Source organism: Pseudomonas sp. PSPC3-2, from assembly GCF_049897085.1.
Classification (GTDB): domain Bacteria; phylum Pseudomonadota; class Gammaproteobacteria; order Pseudomonadales; family Pseudomonadaceae; genus Aquipseudomonas; species Aquipseudomonas paraveronii.
The window spans coordinates 1-15,454 of the sequence record NZ_JAFCVO010000003.1; the positions used below are offsets into that span (position 1 = coordinate 1).

Annotated in this window: 14 protein-coding genes; 3 read left to right on the forward strand and 11 right to left on the reverse strand. The window is 62.4% G+C overall.

From position 1 onward, the window contains the following. The 11 genes from vgrG to tssA all read right to left on the reverse strand — a co-directional run. The coding region (gene vgrG / locus ACP7CJ_RS06665; RefSeq protein ID WP_426099899.1) for a type VI secretion system tip protein VgrG at positions 1–1,016 on the reverse strand (1,016 nt) is incomplete at its 3' end. A 158-nt stretch (positions 1,017–1,174) separates the two neighbouring features. Next, complete coding sequence (tssH, locus tag ACP7CJ_RS06670) at positions 1,175–3,832, reverse strand: type VI secretion system ATPase TssH (RefSeq protein ID WP_426099900.1); 2,658 nt, start codon at positions 3,830–3,832, stop codon at positions 1,175–1,177. Further along, positions 3,825–4,868, reverse strand: coding sequence for a type VI secretion system baseplate subunit TssG (gene tssG, locus ACP7CJ_RS06675; RefSeq protein WP_276195477.1), 1,044 nt, complete (start codon positions 4,866–4,868; stop codon positions 3,825–3,827). Before tssG ends, tssH begins: the two co-directional genes overlap by 8 nt. Further along, entirely contained in the window at positions 4,832–6,691 is a 1,860-nt protein-coding gene (tssF, locus tag ACP7CJ_RS06680; protein WP_276195476.1) for a type VI secretion system baseplate subunit TssF, read from the reverse strand. Before tssF ends, tssG begins: the two co-directional genes overlap by 37 nt. Beyond that, positions 6,688–7,203: a type VI secretion system baseplate subunit TssE gene (gene tssE / locus ACP7CJ_RS06685; RefSeq protein ID WP_276195475.1), complete on the reverse strand. Its 516-nt coding sequence runs from the start codon at positions 7,201–7,203 to the stop codon at positions 6,688–6,690. Before tssE ends, tssF begins: the two co-directional genes overlap by 4 nt. Then, positions 7,197–7,622 carry a hypothetical protein gene (locus ACP7CJ_RS06690; protein WP_276195474.1) on the reverse strand — a complete coding sequence of 142 codons (426 nt, stop codon included), beginning with the start codon at positions 7,620–7,622 and terminating at the stop codon, positions 7,197–7,199. The genes tssE and ACP7CJ_RS06690 overlap by 7 nt, the downstream gene beginning before the upstream one ends. After that, positions 7,622–8,074 (reverse strand): type VI secretion system amidase effector protein Tae4, encoded by a 453-nt coding sequence (locus ACP7CJ_RS06695; protein WP_276195473.1) that lies wholly within the window; start codon positions 8,072–8,074, stop codon positions 7,622–7,624. Before ACP7CJ_RS06695 ends, ACP7CJ_RS06690 begins: the two co-directional genes overlap by 1 nt. An 82-nt stretch (positions 8,075–8,156) precedes the next feature. After that, positions 8,157–8,645: an Hcp family type VI secretion system effector gene (locus ACP7CJ_RS06700; protein ID WP_247406914.1), complete on the reverse strand. Its 489-nt coding sequence runs from the start codon at positions 8,643–8,645 to the stop codon at positions 8,157–8,159. Between the two features lie 90 nt (positions 8,646–8,735). Then, a complete protein-coding gene (tssC, locus tag ACP7CJ_RS06705) occupies positions 8,736–10,232 on the reverse strand; it encodes a type VI secretion system contractile sheath large subunit (RefSeq protein WP_276195472.1) in 1,497 nt (498 codons plus the stop codon). A 2-nt stretch (positions 10,233–10,234) separates the two neighbouring features. After that, positions 10,235–10,741, reverse strand: coding sequence for a type VI secretion system contractile sheath small subunit (gene tssB / locus ACP7CJ_RS06710; RefSeq protein ID WP_247406909.1), 507 nt, complete (start codon positions 10,739–10,741; stop codon positions 10,235–10,237). 54 nt (positions 10,742–10,795) lie between these two features. Beyond that, positions 10,796–11,818, reverse strand: coding sequence for a type VI secretion system protein TssA (tssA, locus tag ACP7CJ_RS06715; protein ID WP_276195471.1), 1,023 nt, complete (start codon positions 11,816–11,818; stop codon positions 10,796–10,798). Between the two features lie 393 nt (positions 11,819–12,211). Between tssA and tagH the strand changes: the two genes are divergently transcribed. The 3 genes from tagH to tssK are packed head-to-tail and all read left to right on the forward strand — an operon-like array spanning position 12,212 to position 15,448. Then, positions 12,212–13,540, forward strand: coding sequence for a type VI secretion system-associated FHA domain protein TagH (tagH, locus tag ACP7CJ_RS06720; protein ID WP_276195470.1), 1,329 nt, complete (start codon positions 12,212–12,214; stop codon positions 13,538–13,540). Between the two features lie 45 nt (positions 13,541–13,585). Then, positions 13,586–14,095 (forward strand): type VI secretion system lipoprotein TssJ, encoded by a 510-nt coding sequence (gene tssJ / locus ACP7CJ_RS06725; protein ID WP_276195469.1) that lies wholly within the window; start codon positions 13,586–13,588, stop codon positions 14,093–14,095. 18 nt (positions 14,096–14,113) lie between these two features. Continuing rightward, complete coding sequence (gene tssK, locus ACP7CJ_RS06730; RefSeq protein WP_426099901.1) at positions 14,114–15,448, forward strand: type VI secretion system baseplate subunit TssK; 1,335 nt, start codon at positions 14,114–14,116, stop codon at positions 15,446–15,448. The last annotated feature ends 6 nt before the right edge of the window (positions 15,449–15,454 follow it).

Below are 15,454 nucleotides of genomic sequence, written 5' to 3' on the forward strand. Positions count from 1 at the left end.
TTTGAGCCGCCGCCGCTTTCCAGGCTTTCCTGATGGATGTTGTAGCGGATGCCGACGATCAGGTATTCGCGGTTCTGGTCCTGGCGGCTGAAGCCGGTGAGGCTGAACAGGTGGCCGGAGCCGAGGCCGCGGGCGTTGCCGCTGAATTCGATTTGTTCATGCAGGGTTTGCAGCGCTTCGATGCGGGTGCGCGCGTAGTGTTCGCCGTCCGCGCTTTGCACGTAGGTGCCGGGGTAGTCGTACAGCGGGTAGTCGCCGGCGGTGTGCGGGCGCGGCATGGCCGAGCGCACGTCGATGCTCGCGCTGGGGCGCTGGAAGTCGTAGTCGTTGAGCTCCAGCGAGCCCGGCTGCACTTGCTGCGCCAGGTGCCAGTTGTGCATGTGGTCGCGTTCGCGTTGCTGCTCGTCCTTGGGGTAATACGGAATCGACGCGTAGCCCGGCACCGTGGTGTGGGCGCCGTAGGCATCGGCCAGCACCAGCACGTGGCGGTCCTGTTCGTGTCGGAAGAAGTAGTAGATGCCTTCCTGTTCCATCAAGCGGCTGACGAAATCGAAGCTGGTTTCGCGGTACTGCACGCAGTATTCCCACTCGCGGTATGGCCGGCTCAGGGCGTCTTCGAAGTCGGAAAAACCCAGGTCGCGGAACACCTGCTTGATGATCTGCGGGATGCTCAGGTTCTGGAAAATCCGACAGTCCGAGGTGCGGCTCAGCAACCACAGCCACGGGCGTAGCGTCACTTGGTAGCTGGCGAACTGGCCCTGGTCGATGCTCTGGCTGCACTGCGCGACGATCCCGTGGAAATGCCGCTCGCCGCCGTCTGCCAGTTGCACGCCGACGCTCATCGGCTTGCCGAGCAACTGGTTGAGGTCGATGTTGGCGTCCAGGGAGGTCAGTTGCAGGTCGTAGGTGAACAGCCTTCCCAACTCTTCGCCGCCGCCCATTTGATTGAGCAGCAGCACGTCCGGCCCGAGGGGGCTGGTGATTTTGGCTAGGCGTGAGGCTTGGTTGAATAGCATCGGTTAACCCGTAAATTGCGTAATAGCTGAAGAAACCGGCTGCAAATGTGGGAGGGGGCTTGCCCCCGATAGCAGTGTGTCAGTTGATGCATGTGGTGACTGATTCACCGCTATCGGGGGCAAGCCCCCTCCCACACATTTGATCGTGTTTCGTCAGGTCAATCGTTGAACTGATAGTGCAATTCATTATCCCGGCTACTGATCCGCACACCCGCCAGCGCCTTGCCTTCGAGCATGCGCGTGAGGAATTCACGGCTCATGTCCGGCAGCAGGCTGTTGGTAAGGATCGTGTCGATCATGCGCCCGCCGCTTTCGGTCTCGGTGCAGCGCGAGACGATCAAATCGACCACCGCGTCGTCGTAGTCGAAGGCGACTTTGTGTGTGTTCTGCACACGCTTCTTGATGCGCTCGAGTTGCAGGCGGGTGATCGCCTTGAGCATCTCGTCGCTCAGCGGGTAATACGGGATGGTCACCAGTCGGCCGAGCAGGGCGGGCGGGAAAATTTCCAGCAGCGGCTGGCGCAGGGCCTTGGCGATGGCTTCCGGCTCGGGAATGTTCGCCGGGTCTTTGCAGACCTGGGAAATCAACTCGGTGCCGGCGTTGGTGGTCAGCAGGATCAGGGTGTTCTTGAAGTCGATCACCCGGCCTTCGCCGTCTTCCATCACGCCCTTGTCGAACACCTGGAAGAAGATCTCATGCACGTCCGGGTGGGCTTTTTCCACCTCGTCCAGCAGCACCACGCTGTAGGGCTTGCGCCGTACCGCTTCGGTTAGCACGCCGCCTTCGCCGTAGCCGATGTAGCCCGGTGGCGCGCCCTTGAGGGTCGACACGGTGTGGGCTTCCTGGAACTCGCTCATGTTGATGGTGATGACGTTCTGCTCGCCGCCGTACATGGCTTCGGCCAGGGCCAGGGCGGTTTCGGTCTTGCCCACGCCGGAGGTGCCGGCCAGCATGAACACGCCGATCGGCTTGCTCGGGTTGTCGAGGCCGGCGCGAGAGGTCTGGATGCGCTTGGCGATCATCTGCAAGGCGTGGTCCTGGCCGATGATGCGTTTTTTCAGGTGCTGGTCGAGGTTGAGCACGGTTTCCAGTTCGTTGCGCGCCATGCGGCCGACCGGGATGCCGGTCCAGTCGGCGACTACCGAGGCCACGGCCTGGTAATCCACGGTCGGTAGGATCAGCGGGGTTTCGCCTTGCAGCGCGGTGAGGCGCTGTTGCAAGTCGACCAATTGCGCACGCAACTCATCGTTGCCGCTGTCCACGACGCCGGCTTTTTCACGCAACGTGGCGCGGGTAGCGAGCAACTCATCCACCAGGGTTTTCTCTTCGGCCCAGCGGCTTTCCAGGGTGGCCAGGCGCTCGCGCTCGGCACTCAGCAAGGCTTCGCTGTTGCTCTGGCGCGCACCGATGGCGATGCCGATCGCATGCTCGCGGGCGATGATTTGCAGCTCGGTTTCCAGGGCTTCGATGCGGCGACGGCTGTCGTCCACTTCGGCCGGCACCGCATGCAGGCTGATGGCAACGCGGGCACAGGCGGTGTCCAGCAGGCTGACGGATTTATCCGGCAACTGGCGCGCCGGGATGTAACGGTGGGACAGCTTCACCGAGGCTTCCAGCGCTTCGTCGAGGACCTGCACCTGATGGTGCTTCTCCATGGTCGAGGCCACGCCGCGCATCATCAGCAGCGCCTTGTCTTCCGACGGTTCGGCAACCTGTACCACCTGGAAACGGCGGGTCAGGGCCGGGTCTTTCTCGATGTGCTTTTTGTACTCGGCCCAGGTGGTCGCGGCCACGGTGCGCAAGGTGCCACGGGCCAGGGCCGGCTTGAGCAGGTTGGCTGCGTCACCGGTTCCGGCGGCGCCACCGGCACCCACCAGGGTGTGGGCTTCGTCGATAAACAGGATGATCGGCTTCGGCGAGGCCTGGACGTCTTCGATGACCTGGCGCAGACGCTGTTCGAATTCGCCTTTCATGCTGGCGCCGGCTTGCAGCAGGCCGACGTCGAGGCTGCGCAGTTCCACGTCTTTCAGCGCGGGCGGCACGTCACCGGCGACGATGCGCAGGGCGAAACCTTCGACCACGGCGGTTTTGCCGACGCCGGCTTCACCGGTGAGGATCGGGTTGTTCTGGCGTCGACGCATGAGGATGTCGACCAACTGGCGGATTTCTTCGTCGCGGCCGACGATCGGGTCGAGCTTGCCGCTGCGCGCCTGTTCGGTCAGGTCAACAGTGAAACGCTTGAGCGCTTCCTGCTTGCCCATCGCACTCGGCGCCATCGCACCGCTGGCTTCGCCCGGAACGGCGCCGGCGTTGAAACCGTCGCTTGCGCTCAGGGCATTTTCCGGCGAGTCGCCGACGTACTCGTCAAAGCGTTCGCTCAGGGTTTCGGCCTTGATCTTGTCGAACTCCGACGATAAGCCCAACAGCGCATGGCGCAGGCTCGGCGTCTTCAGAATGCCCAGCACCAGATACCCGGTACGCACCTGGCTTTCGCCGAACATCAGGCTGCCGTAGACCCAGCCGCGCTCCACGGCTTCTTCCACATGCGAGGACAGGTCGGTGATCGAAGTCGAGCCACGGGGCAGGCGGTCCAGGGCTTCGGTCAGGTCGCGGGCCAGGCGTGCCGGTTCCACGTTGAACTGACGGATGATGCGGTGCAGGTCCGAGTCCTGCAGTTGCAGCAACTGGTGAAACCAGTGGGCCAGTTCCACATACGGGTTGCCCCGCAGCTTGCAGAACACGGTGGCGGCTTCGATGGCTTTGTAGGCCACGCTGTTGAGTTTGCCGAACAGTGCGGCGCGACTGATTTCACCCATGCTCTGGATTCCTTGAGGTGGTGGCGTGATCGGCGTAATGCCGGGCCAGGATTAGGTCGTTGGCATCAACCGCAGGGCGGCCGAGCCAGGTGTTGAAGCCCAGGCGGAACCGGCCGTTGAGTTGCAGCGCCGGTACTTCGGGTTGTTGCAGAACCAGGTTCAAGTCCCAATCCAATTCATGGCCCAGGTACTCGGCCACCCAGGCCACCAGCTCGTTGAACGGCTGGCTGCCGGGCAGCATGCCCATGTAATCATCAAGTTTCAGCGGGCCCAGGCGGATACGGAATTTATGCTGGCGGTCCCACACGTGGCTGCCCAGGCAGAAGTCCACGCCCAGCCGGTTGGCGCTGACACCAACGCGGCTGCGTTCGGGCAGTTCGAGCCACTGGCCGACGTATTCTTCGATTTCTACCGGCAGGCCGAAGTACTCGCCAAGGATCGCCTTCAAACCATCCGGGTAGCGGGTTTGCGCTGACAGGTGGCCGCTGTAATGCAGCTTTGCCGTGTCGGGGATCAGCCCCTGGTTGAGCAGGCTCGGCATGCCCCGACCGCTCAAGGCGGCGAGGCGCGCCGACCAGTAATCATCGTCCGGGCGGTCGTGGCTGACGGTCGGCCGCGCCTCGGCCCAGGCGCGATAGAACAGGCTCAACAGGCGATGATGGAAGATATCCAGGAACTGCTTGCTGGTGCTGTCGGCGTTGTTGCGCTGGCGCTCGCGCACGTATTCGGTGATGTGCAGCGGCAGCGGGCCGTTGGGACCGCCGAGGCCGAAAAAGAACTGCTCCAGCCGCGCCGGCTTGCCGTCGCCACCGGGGTCGACCGAGGCCAGGGTGGCCGGTGCGAAGGTGCAGTCGGCCTGTTGCCCGAGGCGCAGCGGGTCATCCGCCAGGCGCAGGGAATGGCCCAGGCGCGGCAGCTCCGGCGATTCGCACTCGATACGCCGCAGCGCCTGGAAGAAATCGTATTCCCAGGGCTCCCGGTGCATCGCATCCAGGGTACTCACAGGGTCGGACGACGTCCGGGCTTGGCTTTCCATCGCATGATCTCGCCGCGTTCGGTGGTACGGATCACCGTCTCGGTAAAGCTGTTGATCGACACGTAGCGTGCCAGGAAGCGCTCCAGTACCGCACCGAGCAGGAACACCCCGGTGCCGCGAAACGCGTTTTCATCGAATTCCAAGGTGATTTCCAGGCCGCGCCCAAACACGATCGGGCCGGGCATCGGCAGGCGCCGGGTCACCGTTTTGCTGCTGACTTCGCGCAGGCCTTCGATCTGCAATTGCAGGGCGGCGTCGTTGCTGTCGCCATACAGGCGCAACAGTTCGCGCAAGGCGCCCGCGCCCTGGCCCTGTTCGCTCAGGGACAAGTAGTTGAGCGACAACTGGCTGATCAGGCGCCAGGCCTTGGCGTCATGGGCATGGCTGGCCCGCGGGCGGCTCGGCCCGGCGACGCAGCGCACGGCCAGCACCGGGGCGCTGTCGGCGAGGGTGAAGTCGGTTTTGCCGTTGCCCACGCTCATGAACAGCGGCAAGTCGCGGTTGGTACACAGCGCTGTCACACCGAGTTGGCGCAGGTCGTGGCGGTACGGCGCTTGCTGGCTGTCCACCAGGCTGACGAAGGTTTCGCTGCCCACGTAGGTGGAGCGCGGGCCGTTGCGCCGTTGGTCGCTGGACAACACCCGAGGCTCGCGGCGCACGGTGTAGTACGCCTGGTCGCGGCCATAGCGCGATGGGTCGCGCACCGCATAGAACGGCAGGAACGGCTGCTCCGGCCCCGTGCCGTGGCCAGTGATGCCGCTCAGGGAGTGAATCTCGAAGTCCATCGGCCGCGTGCGGTCGGCGATCACATGGTGTTCGTTGACCCGGTCGGACAAGTGGATACGGTCCACGCGTTTCGGGAACAGGTTGATCGCCGGGGTGCAGAACGGCAGGAACTGCGCGGCGCCGACGCTGCCTTCCAGGCTCGGTTCGTGACGGTCGAACAGCACGATCAGCTCCAGCTCCTGGCCGTCGCAACGTTTGACCGCACGGCGCAGTTCGGCGAACTCGACGAACAGGAAACGGTGGGGCAGGGCGAAGTATTCCTGCAACAGCCGATAGCCCTGGAACGCCCGCGCCACCACGGGCATGGCCGCGTCGGCGTCGTCAAAACCCCGCGAGCGCAGCGCGTCTTGCGGCAGGCGCTCGACCCAATCGCCACCCGGCTTGCGCGCAAAGACCGCGCAGGTGTTGCCCAGCAACTGTTCGTAGAGGCGGAACGGTTGCTCATCGGCGCCGCTGAGGTACAGCGGCAGGTTGTCCAGTTCGAGGCTGTTGAATGGCAACTCGGCGCCGGTGCGCAGGGTCAGGCGCAAACCGGCCTTGGCTTTCGGCTCGCTGGCCGCCAGGCGCCCGAGCACGGCGGCGGGGTTGCCGAAGTATTCGGCGTGGCTGACCTGCAACGGCCACAGCGTCACCGGGTGAGCGGTGCGGTACTCGCAACAGGTCTGGGTTTCACGGCCCAACGCGGCGCGCAAGACGGTGTCGCGCGGCAACGGGAAGCCGCTGGCCAGGGAGCCTTCATCCGGGTCGGTCTGCAGTTGCACCACGGTCATCGACGGGGTCGGCGCCAGGTAGTGCGGGTAGGCGATTTCCAGCAGGTTGTGGGTGAAGGTCGGGTACTCGGCGTCGAGCTTGAGCTGCACGCGGGCCGTGAGGTAGGCAAAGCCTTCGAGCAGGCGTTCGACGTAGGGGTCGGCGCAGTCCATGCCGGACAGGCTCAGCCGACTGGCGATCTTCGGGTATTCCTTGGCGAACTCGGCGGCGCTTTCGCGCACGTGGTGCAGTTCCTGGTTGTACAGCTCCAGCAGGCGCGGGTTCATGGGCGTCTCCGCTGGTCGGCGTTGACCACGCGCACGTGGCCCGACTCCAGGTCCAGGTCGGTTTGCAGCAGCAGGCGCAACGGCACCGGCTGCGCCCACAGGTCGCCTTCGATCTCGAAGCTCAGGGCGTTGTGGTTCATCTCGCCATGGCCGACACGGGCTTTGACGCGCAAGGTGTGGCGCAGAATACGTGGCTCAAAGGTGGCGATCGCCTGATAGATGAGGGTTTCCAGGGCTTTGATGTCGACGCTGGAAACACTGTTGCCCGCCAGTGCCGGCAGGCCGTAATTGACCACCGAGGTGCCGGCCGGGGTGTGCAGGGTGGCATCGGCATCGAGCAGCGACGTGGTATTGAGCAGCCACGCCAGGTCACGCAGCACCGAGGCTTTCAATTGGGTCAGGGACAGCACGCGTTTGTCGGCGCTTTCCTTCGGATTGGTCGGGTCGTCGTCGGTCAACCGGTCCAGCAGGGACGGTTGCAGACGGTCGCGGGTGGCGATTTCGGTTACCACGTAAAGGGCGCCACATACATTTTTTGGTCGCCACCCCAACCGCAGGATGCCGATAGGCTGACCGGCGCCACCTCTAGGTGCCCTTGGATTTGGCGAATAGCCTGCATTTTGTTCAAGCAGTCGCGGCTCGGGGCAGGCATGTGCTCAACACGCCAAACTGAAAATATAGGGACGCCGTTGAATGTCTCCACGCGCAATTTCTGATGTTTATCCAAGCTGAAGCTGCATGGCCATTCCATATCCAGTTTTGTACGGCTTTGATCAGGGTTGACTAACGTGCACTGACCCTGGTCATCGATCAGTTTGAGGGGTTGCCCAACAAACACGGCCTCGATCGTCGCCGTTTCGGTATGTTCGGCGCGTGCGTTCAGACTGAGCACGTTCATGGTCAGGCAGAGGGCGAGCAATGGTTTTTTCATTATGTGAGTTCCCAAAACCAGACAGCTCTGGAGCGGAAAAAGAGATCGCCGGTTTGGGTTATTCCTCGGTTCCATAGATCAATATGATCGCCGGTACGGTTATCCAGGGACTCGCCTGATTGCTGGAAACAATCCTTGAAAAAAATAAGTCCGGTTTTGCCCATCAGCGTGCGACGGTCTTCGGCGGTGTTACCCAGAATGGCGGGTCGTCCTAGATGCCTTTTCCACAGCCAATTAGCCAACGACTCGGCACCCCTGGCGTGTTCATGCGCACACTTGGGCTCCGTATAGGTAGATTTGTTGACCTTGATGCTCAGCTCGGCGTTGAGCGCCAGACTCATGCGGATAGCGCATTGATTGGCCCAAGGGCCATTGCAAGGATCTGCTTTCGGGTACGTAACTAAAAGATCGGAATACGCCTTCCACACATTAATAAACGAAGGTTTGGCCATGACTCAGATACCGAAAAAGAAGGGGTCGAATGTGAGCACGCACCAAACCCCCCCCGGCGCATGGCGCCAGGGGGTGTTCATATCAGCGCTTGGTGTTGGAGCGGATGTTCCAGCCAAACTTGATCGCGCCGCCGTCTTTGGTGCCGTCGGCTTTCTGTGGCTGGTAGTCGACCATCACTTGGGCGAAGTTCAGGGTGACGTTTTCGGTCAGGCGATCATCGGAGCCCGAACCACCGGTGCTCAGCGACGTGACCAGCACTTCTTCCAGGTTGATCACCATGTACTCGACCTGGCTTTCGCCACCGGCCTTGCGCACGGTCAGCTTGACCTTGTCGATGTGTTTGCCGCTGGCGCAGTGCATCATCAGGTTCGGCGAGGATTTGTCGACGTACTTGGTCAGCGACAGGTCTTGGATGTTCACCTTGCCTGCGCCGCCGCCACCGCCTACGTGCATGTTGCCGGACTGGGACATGCCCCAGCTCCAGTTCAGCACGTCGATTTCGTCCTTGTGGGCTTTGTCCATGGACTCGCCCTTGATGTCGCCAATCTTGATGAAAATATCAACAGCCATGTTTTCTCCCTGTGTGGACTCGGCCACTCGATTTGGTTTTTTGTGGGAGGGGCAAGCCCCCTCCCACAGAAGAGCAAGTTCAGCCGCTAGTTATGCGCTTTTCGCCGAAGGCAGTTTCGATACCAGGCGCAGCGACACGGTCAGCCCTTCGAGCTGGTAGTGCGGGCGCAAGTAGAACTTGGAGTTGTAGTAACCCGGGTTGCCTTCGACGTCTTCCACGATCACTTCGGCGGCAGCCAACGGGTGCTGGGCCTTGGTGGTTTCGGTGGAGTGCGCCGGGTCGCCGTCGACGTAGTTGAGGATCCAGTCCTGCAACCAGCGTTGCATTTCGTCCTTCTCTTTGAAGGAACCGATCTTGTCGCGCACGATGCACTTCAAGTAGTGCGCGAAACGGCAGGTGGCGAACAGGTACGGCAGGCGCGCAGCCAGGTTGGCGTTGGCGGTGGCGTCCGGGTCGTCATACTCGGCCGGCTTCTGCAGCGACTGCGCGCCAATGAACGCGGCGAAATCGGTGTTTTTCTTGTGCAGCAGCGGCATGAAACCGTTCTTCGCCAGCTCCGCTTCACGGCGGTCGCTGATGGCGATTTCGGTCGGGCACTTCATGTCCACACCACCGTCATCGGTAGGGAACGTGTGGGCCGGCAGGTTTTCCACTTCACCGCCGGATTCCACGCCTCGGATGCGCGAGCACCAGCCGTAGTGTTTGAACGAACGGTTGATGTTCACCGCCATCGCGTAGGCGGCGTTGGCCCAGGTGTACTTGGAGCTGTCGGCGCCGTCGGTGTTTTCTTCGAAGGCGAAGGCTTCCACCGGGTCGGTCTTGGCGCCATACGGCAGGCGCGCGAGGAAGCGCGGCATGGTCAGGCCGATGTAGCGCGAGTCTTCCGATTCACGCAGCGAGCGCCAGCCGGCGTATTCCGGGGTGGTGAAGATCTTGGTCAGGTCGCGCGGGTTCGACAGTTCCTGCCACGAGCCCATGCCCATCACGGTCGGCGAGGCCGCAGCGATGAAGGGGGCGTGCATGGCTGCACAGACTTTGGACAACTCGCCCAGCAACTCGACATCCGGTGGCGACTGGTCGAAGTAGTAGTCGCCGACCAGGCAACCGTAAGGTTCGCCGCCGAACTGGCCGTATTCTTCTTCGTACATCTTCTTGAAGATCGGGCTCTGGTCCCAAGCGGTGCCCTTGAATTTCTTCAGGGTCTTGTGCAGGTCCGGCTTGGAGATGTTGAGCACGCGAATCTTCAGTTGCTCATCGCTCTCGGTGTTGTTGACCAGGTAGTGCAGGCCACGCCAGGCGCTTTCCAACTGCTGGAAATCCTGGTGGTGGATGATCTGGTTGACTTGGGCGGTGAGCTTGGCGTCGATGGCGGCGATGATCGATTCGATCGACTTGATCGCGTCGTTGGACACCAGGTCCGTCTGTGCCAACGCCTGTTCGGCCAGGGTGCGCACGGCGGTTTCCACGGCTTCGCGGGCACGCTCGGTCTTCGGTTTGAATTCTTGCAGCAACAGCGAGGCGAACTCGCTGGTTTCTTCGGTGGCGCCCAGGTTTTGAGCGTTTTCGCGAACGGTATTCTCGGTCATGATTATTGGTCCCCTGCCGGCTTCGGCGCGCTCGCAAGGGCCTGCAGCAATGCTGGGTCCTTGATCGCTTTCATGATGATTTCTTCAGCGCCGGTCTTGCCGTCCATGTAGGTCAGCAGGTTGGCCAACTGGGTGCGGGCTTCGAGCAGCTTGCTCAGCGCGTCGACCTTGCGGGCCACGGCGGCTGGGCTGAAGTCGTCCATGCTTTCGAAGGTGATGTCCAGGCTCAGGTTGCCTTCGCCGGTCAGTTCGTTGGGTACGTGGAACGCTACGCGTGGCTGCATGGCCTTGAGGCGCGAGTCGAAATTGTCGACGTCCACTTCAAGGAACTTGCGGTCGGCCACGGGCGCGAGCGGCTCGGCGGGTTTACCGGCGAGGTCGGCCATCACACCCATCACGAAGGGCAGCTGGACCTTTTTCTCGGCGCCGTAGAGCTCGACGTCGTACTCGATCTGCACTCGAGGCGCGCGGTTGCGCGCGATGAATTTCTGAGAACTTTGCTTCGCCACGTTGCTGCTCCTGGTCGCTTGAGCGACGGTATTGTTACTGCACGGTCGGTCGGCTTACTCGCCGTCCGGGCCACGCAGGTTTTCAAATTGGGACATGCCGTCGGGAATCAGATTACGCACGATGGCCGCGAAGTCGGCATGCACCAGGTGCTTTGCGCGGTTCAACAGCACCGGCAGTGGGCTCGAAGGCTCGTGACGGCTGTAGTACGCAAGGATCTTGTCGAGGCTGCGCAGCACGTCATCGCGGTTGGTGATATCGCCGCTGGGGCGCGGTGCGACAGGGGCGGCGGCGAAGTCGACCGAGGGGGCATTGTCGTCACTGACGGCCTCGGGTTCGCGGCTGTCGGTCTCGCTGCTCGGGACAAACTGACTGAGGATCTGCAGCGCCTGCTTGAGCGGTTGTTTCAACAGGCTGAGGTCGACGCCCTGGGCCGAGCCGACCTGGTCGCTGACCTGTTGTTCGATGGCTTCGCAGGCGGCACGCGCGCTGCTCAAGGCGTCGCGGGTGGCTTGCAGTTGCTCGGGGTCGCTGTCGAGGAACGCGGCGTTGAGCTGCTGGGCGCCGAGTTGTTCGTCGGGGAAACTCATCAGGCCGCTGGCGTTCAGCGCGGCGCGCAGGCTCACGGGGCCGAAGGTGCGCGAGCGCGTGAGGATGCTTTCGCGCAGCAGGCGAATCGTCGCGTCGCTGGTCAAGCCGGACAGGGCGTTGATGCGCACGGTGGGGTCGTTATCGTCGTCGGCATCCAGGTGCGGATGCAGGTCGGCCCAGTATTCGCGCAGCAGTGCGTTGATCAGCGTGAGCGCGTCGGCCAGCCCGGCCACACCCTGGAGGGCGAGGGCGCTTTGCAGCAGAAAATGGGTGATGCGCAGGTCTTTGCTGCGTTGCAATAAGTCGAGGCTTTGCTGCTGGATGCTGCGCCAGTCCGGCGGTTCGGCAGGGAGGATGGAGTCGCCCATGCTGCGCTCGGGCTGACCCTTGGCGTCACGTTCCAATTGTAGAAATTGCGCGTCATATTCCATGTCTTCGCCACATGGCGAAGTCGCGGAAACGGCAGCGAGCAGCAACGGCACATCCACTGAAATCGATCTCCCTATCGGCCCGTTAGATGGCGGGCAATTCATGCATTAGTTGCGTGATGAACTTTGCATGTTTTCTTGGTCATATAAGTGCGACGCCACTAATGTGCCATCACTGGTATTCAAGAAGTTGTGCATTTTTGGTGTAGTAGTTATGGCTTGTCAAGGTAAGCTATTCGCCCTCTGTGACAGATGTGCGGTGTTTAGCAACCTGCTCGACTGATAAGTCAGGAGGCGTACTAAAACAGGATTTTTCTCACAGACGCCGGTTAAGATCAGTGATCATGCTGTAAAAAGCAGGTTATAACAGCCGTTCGCACCACCTGACGGGACCCCTCGGGAAAGGTTGCCGCCGGGAATCGACTGCGCGCGAAGTATCAGCAAGGAGGCAAGATGTCGCTGTGTTTGACTATCACTAGTTATCACAAGATTACCCCTGGGCAGTGTGCCGAAAAATCCTTGAGCCAGGGCTCGATGGCGATCGGCCGCAGCTCGGATAATGACTGGGTATTGCCTGATCCTGAGCGTCTGGTTTCCTCGCAGCATTGTGTAATTCAATACAAAGATGGTCGATATTATTTAACCGATAACAGCACAAATGGTGTGGAGTTGGTTAACGCCGGCATCCGTCTGCGTCGGGGTAATAGCGAGCCTTTGCAGGATGGCGAACTGATCCGCATCGGTGATTACGAAATCCAGGCGCGCATCGATTTCAATGTGCAAGCCGTGGATAGCCAGCCGTTTGCCGGTGATTCCCCGAACAGTTTCGAGGCGCTGATGGGCGCCGTCGTGAGTAAACCGGCAGCCGCGCCGGTGATCGCCCCCCAGTTCCAGGGCGCGTCGTCGATGGACACCCTGCCGGACCTGTTTGATTTCCTCAGCCCGACCGCTGTGCCGCCGCCGACCGTGGCCGATCACGTGCCTTGCGAGCAACATGATTTTCGCCCGCCGACCCCGGTGGCCGTGCCGGTTGTCCCGCCACCTGCCGTGTCGGGCTCGGTCATTCCCGAAGATTGGGACCTGTTTGGCGACACGCCAGCTCCCTTGGTCAGCGCACCGCCACCGCCATCTCCCGCCGCCGTTGTCCCGCCGCCACCCGTGGTTGAGCCCTTGCTCCCCGTGGCCGACAGCCAACAACCCGATCTTTTGCAAGCCTTCCTGCGCGGTGCCGGCCTGGACCAACTGCGCCTGGACAAGGCCCAGGCCGAAGCCCAGATGGAAAGCATCGGCCGCAGCTACCGGCTGATGGTCGACGGCCTGATTGACGTGTTGCGCGCTCGCGCGAGCCTCAAGGGCGAGTTCCGCATGCAGCAAACGATGATCCAGCCAGCGGAAAACAATCCGTTGAAATTCGCCCCGAATGCCGACGAAGCGTTACTGCTGCTGCTTCGTCATGGCAACCAGGCGTTTATGGCGCCGGACATCGCGGTGCGCGACAGTTTCGACGATCTGCGCGCTCACCAGTTGGCAGTAATGGCCGGTGTGGAAGCGGCGATCAAACATCTGCTCAGTCGCTTCGAGCCGGCACAGTTGGAAGAGCGCATGGGCAAGCCCGGCGGGCTGTCGAGCCTGTTCAGCGGCTCGCGCCAGGCCCAGTACTGGCAGCAGTTCACCGAGCTCTACGGCAATATTTCCCGCGAGGCCCAGGAAGATTTCCAGGACCTGTTCGGCCGCGAATTCAGCCGAGCCTATGAAGAGCACAGCGCACGACAGCGTCGCTGAAGCATGGATAAAACGGAAAGCTAAGTACGTCATTGAGGACGAAGGATGATTCCCAGGTTTTTACTCGCAGTAGCCACCCTGCTGATGCTGACAGCGTGCGCCAAGGATGCTGTCAAACCCGAAGCCGCGGCCTCGGCCGAAGCGAACACCGCTGCCGTCGAGTTGCACTTTCATGCGATTGCCGGGCTTAACCCCGGCGCCAACGGCCAGGCCGCCCCGGTGCGGGTGCGGATTTTCGAACTGAAAAACGCCGCCACCTTCAGCCGTTCGGATTACTTCGCCCTGGCTGACCGCGCGCAATCCACCCTTGGCCTCGACCTGCTGGACCAGGACGAAGTGACGGTGCAGCCCGGCCAGCAACTGAGCATCCAGCGCGACCTCGACCCGTCCACCCGCCAGATCGGCCTGTTGGTGGGCTATCGCGAGCTGGACCGCGCGCAATGGCGCACGGTGCTCAACGTGCCGCCGCGCCAATACACCGAATACCAGATCAGCCTCGATGTGCGCGCCGTGCGTGCGGACGTCGTGGTTTCCCCATCCAGCCCAGCCCAATAACAAGCAATCGGAGCCCCCATGTCCTGGAACAATCGCGTGGTCTGGTCGGAAGGCATGTTCATTGGAACGCAGCACTTCCAGCAGCATGACCGTTACCTGGAAAACCTGATCGACGCCCGCAGTCGCCCGTTGTCCGCCGGCGCCTGGGGGTTTTCCGAGTTGCTGATCGATCAGGGCCTGCTGGCCCAGGGCAAGCTGGCGATTGTGTCGGCACGCGGCCTGCTGCCCGATGGCACGCCGTTCAATATTCCCCAGGATGACCTGGCGCCCAGCCCGCTGAATATCGACGACAGCCTGCGCGACGGCCTGGTCTACCTGGCGTTGCCGCTCAAGCGCGCGGGGGCCCGCGACACCGTCGACGACGGCGAAGAGCTTGGCGCTGCCCGCTACGTGAGCCAGGTGCGCGAAGTGCGCGACGACAACGCACCGTTCGAGAACCGCGCCCCGGTGGCCGTCGGTTCCCGCGCGCTGCGCCTGCTGACTGCGCAGGACGGCATCAGCGATTACGCCGCGATCGGCCTGGTACGTATCAAGGAAAAACGCGCCGACCGTGCGCTGGTCCTCGACGACAGCTACATCCCGCCGTTACTCGACGTGGCCGCCAGCAAACCGCTGACGGCGTTTCGCAGCGAACTGCTCGGCCTGCTGCACCAGCGCGGCGAAGCCCTGGCCGGGCGCGTGGTCGCTTCGGGCGCGGGCGGCGCGTCGGAGATCGCCGACTTCATGCTGTTGCAACTGGTCAACCGTGCCCAACCGCTGATCCAGCACCTCAGCCAACTGAGCCCGCTGCACCCGGAGCGTTTGTTCAGTGAACTGGTCAGCCTGGCGGGTGAGTTTGCCACCTTTTCCACCGCCGGCCGGCGCCCCCAGGAATACCCGCAGTACCAGCACGACGACCTGGCCCTGAGCTTTGCCCCGGTGATGCAGGCTCTGCGTGAAGCGCTGTCGATGTTGATCGACAGCAAGGCCACGCCGATCCCGATTGTCGAGAAAGCCTACGGCATCCACGTGGCGATGCTCGCCGACAAAACCCTGATCGACAGCGCCAGTTTCATCCTCGTGGTGCGCGCCGATGTGCCCGGCGAAACCCTGCGCGCACGCTTCGGCCAGCAGAGCAAGGTCGGCTCGGTGGAGCACATTCGCGACCTGGTCAACCTGCAATTGCCTGGCATCGGCCTGCTGCCGTTGCCCGTGGCGCCGCGCCAACTGCCGTACCACGCAGGCTCGACCTATTACGAGCTGGACCGGGGCAGCGAGCACTGGCAGCAGTTGAGCAATTCCGGTGGTTTCGCCTTCCATATCGCCGGGCAGTTCCCGGGCTTGAACCTGGCCTTCTGGGCGATCCGAGGATAATCCGCG

Bases quoted from the DNA above. Each gene is read 5' to 3' on its own strand.
- tssH (WP_426099900.1), bottom strand. From the start codon at position 3,832: ATGGGTGAAATCAGTCGCGCCGCACTGTTCGGCAAACTCAACAGCGTG.
- tssG (WP_276195477.1), bottom strand. From the start codon at position 4,868: ATGGAAAGCCAAGCCCGGACGTCGTCCGACCCTGTGAGTACCCTGGAT.
- tssF (WP_276195476.1), bottom strand. From the start codon at position 6,691: ATGAACCCGCGCCTGCTGGAGCTGTACAACCAGGAACTGCACCACGTG.
- ACP7CJ_RS06690 (WP_276195474.1), bottom strand. From the start codon at position 7,622: ATGAAAAAACCATTGCTCGCCCTCTGCCTGACCATGAACGTGCTCAGT.
- ACP7CJ_RS06695 (WP_276195473.1), bottom strand. From the start codon at position 8,074: ATGGCCAAACCTTCGTTTATTAATGTGTGGAAGGCGTATTCCGATCTT.
- ACP7CJ_RS06700 (WP_247406914.1), bottom strand. From the start codon at position 8,645: ATGGCTGTTGATATTTTCATCAAGATTGGCGACATCAAGGGCGAGTCC.
- tssC (WP_276195472.1), bottom strand. From the start codon at position 10,232: ATGACCGAGAATACCGTTCGCGAAAACGCTCAAAACCTGGGCGCCACC.
- tagH (WP_276195470.1), top strand. From the start codon at position 12,212: ATGTCGCTGTGTTTGACTATCACTAGTTATCACAAGATTACCCCTGGG.
- tssJ (WP_276195469.1), top strand. From the start codon at position 13,586: ATGATTCCCAGGTTTTTACTCGCAGTAGCCACCCTGCTGATGCTGACA.
- tssK (WP_426099901.1), top strand. From the start codon at position 14,114: ATGTCCTGGAACAATCGCGTGGTCTGGTCGGAAGGCATGTTCATTGGA.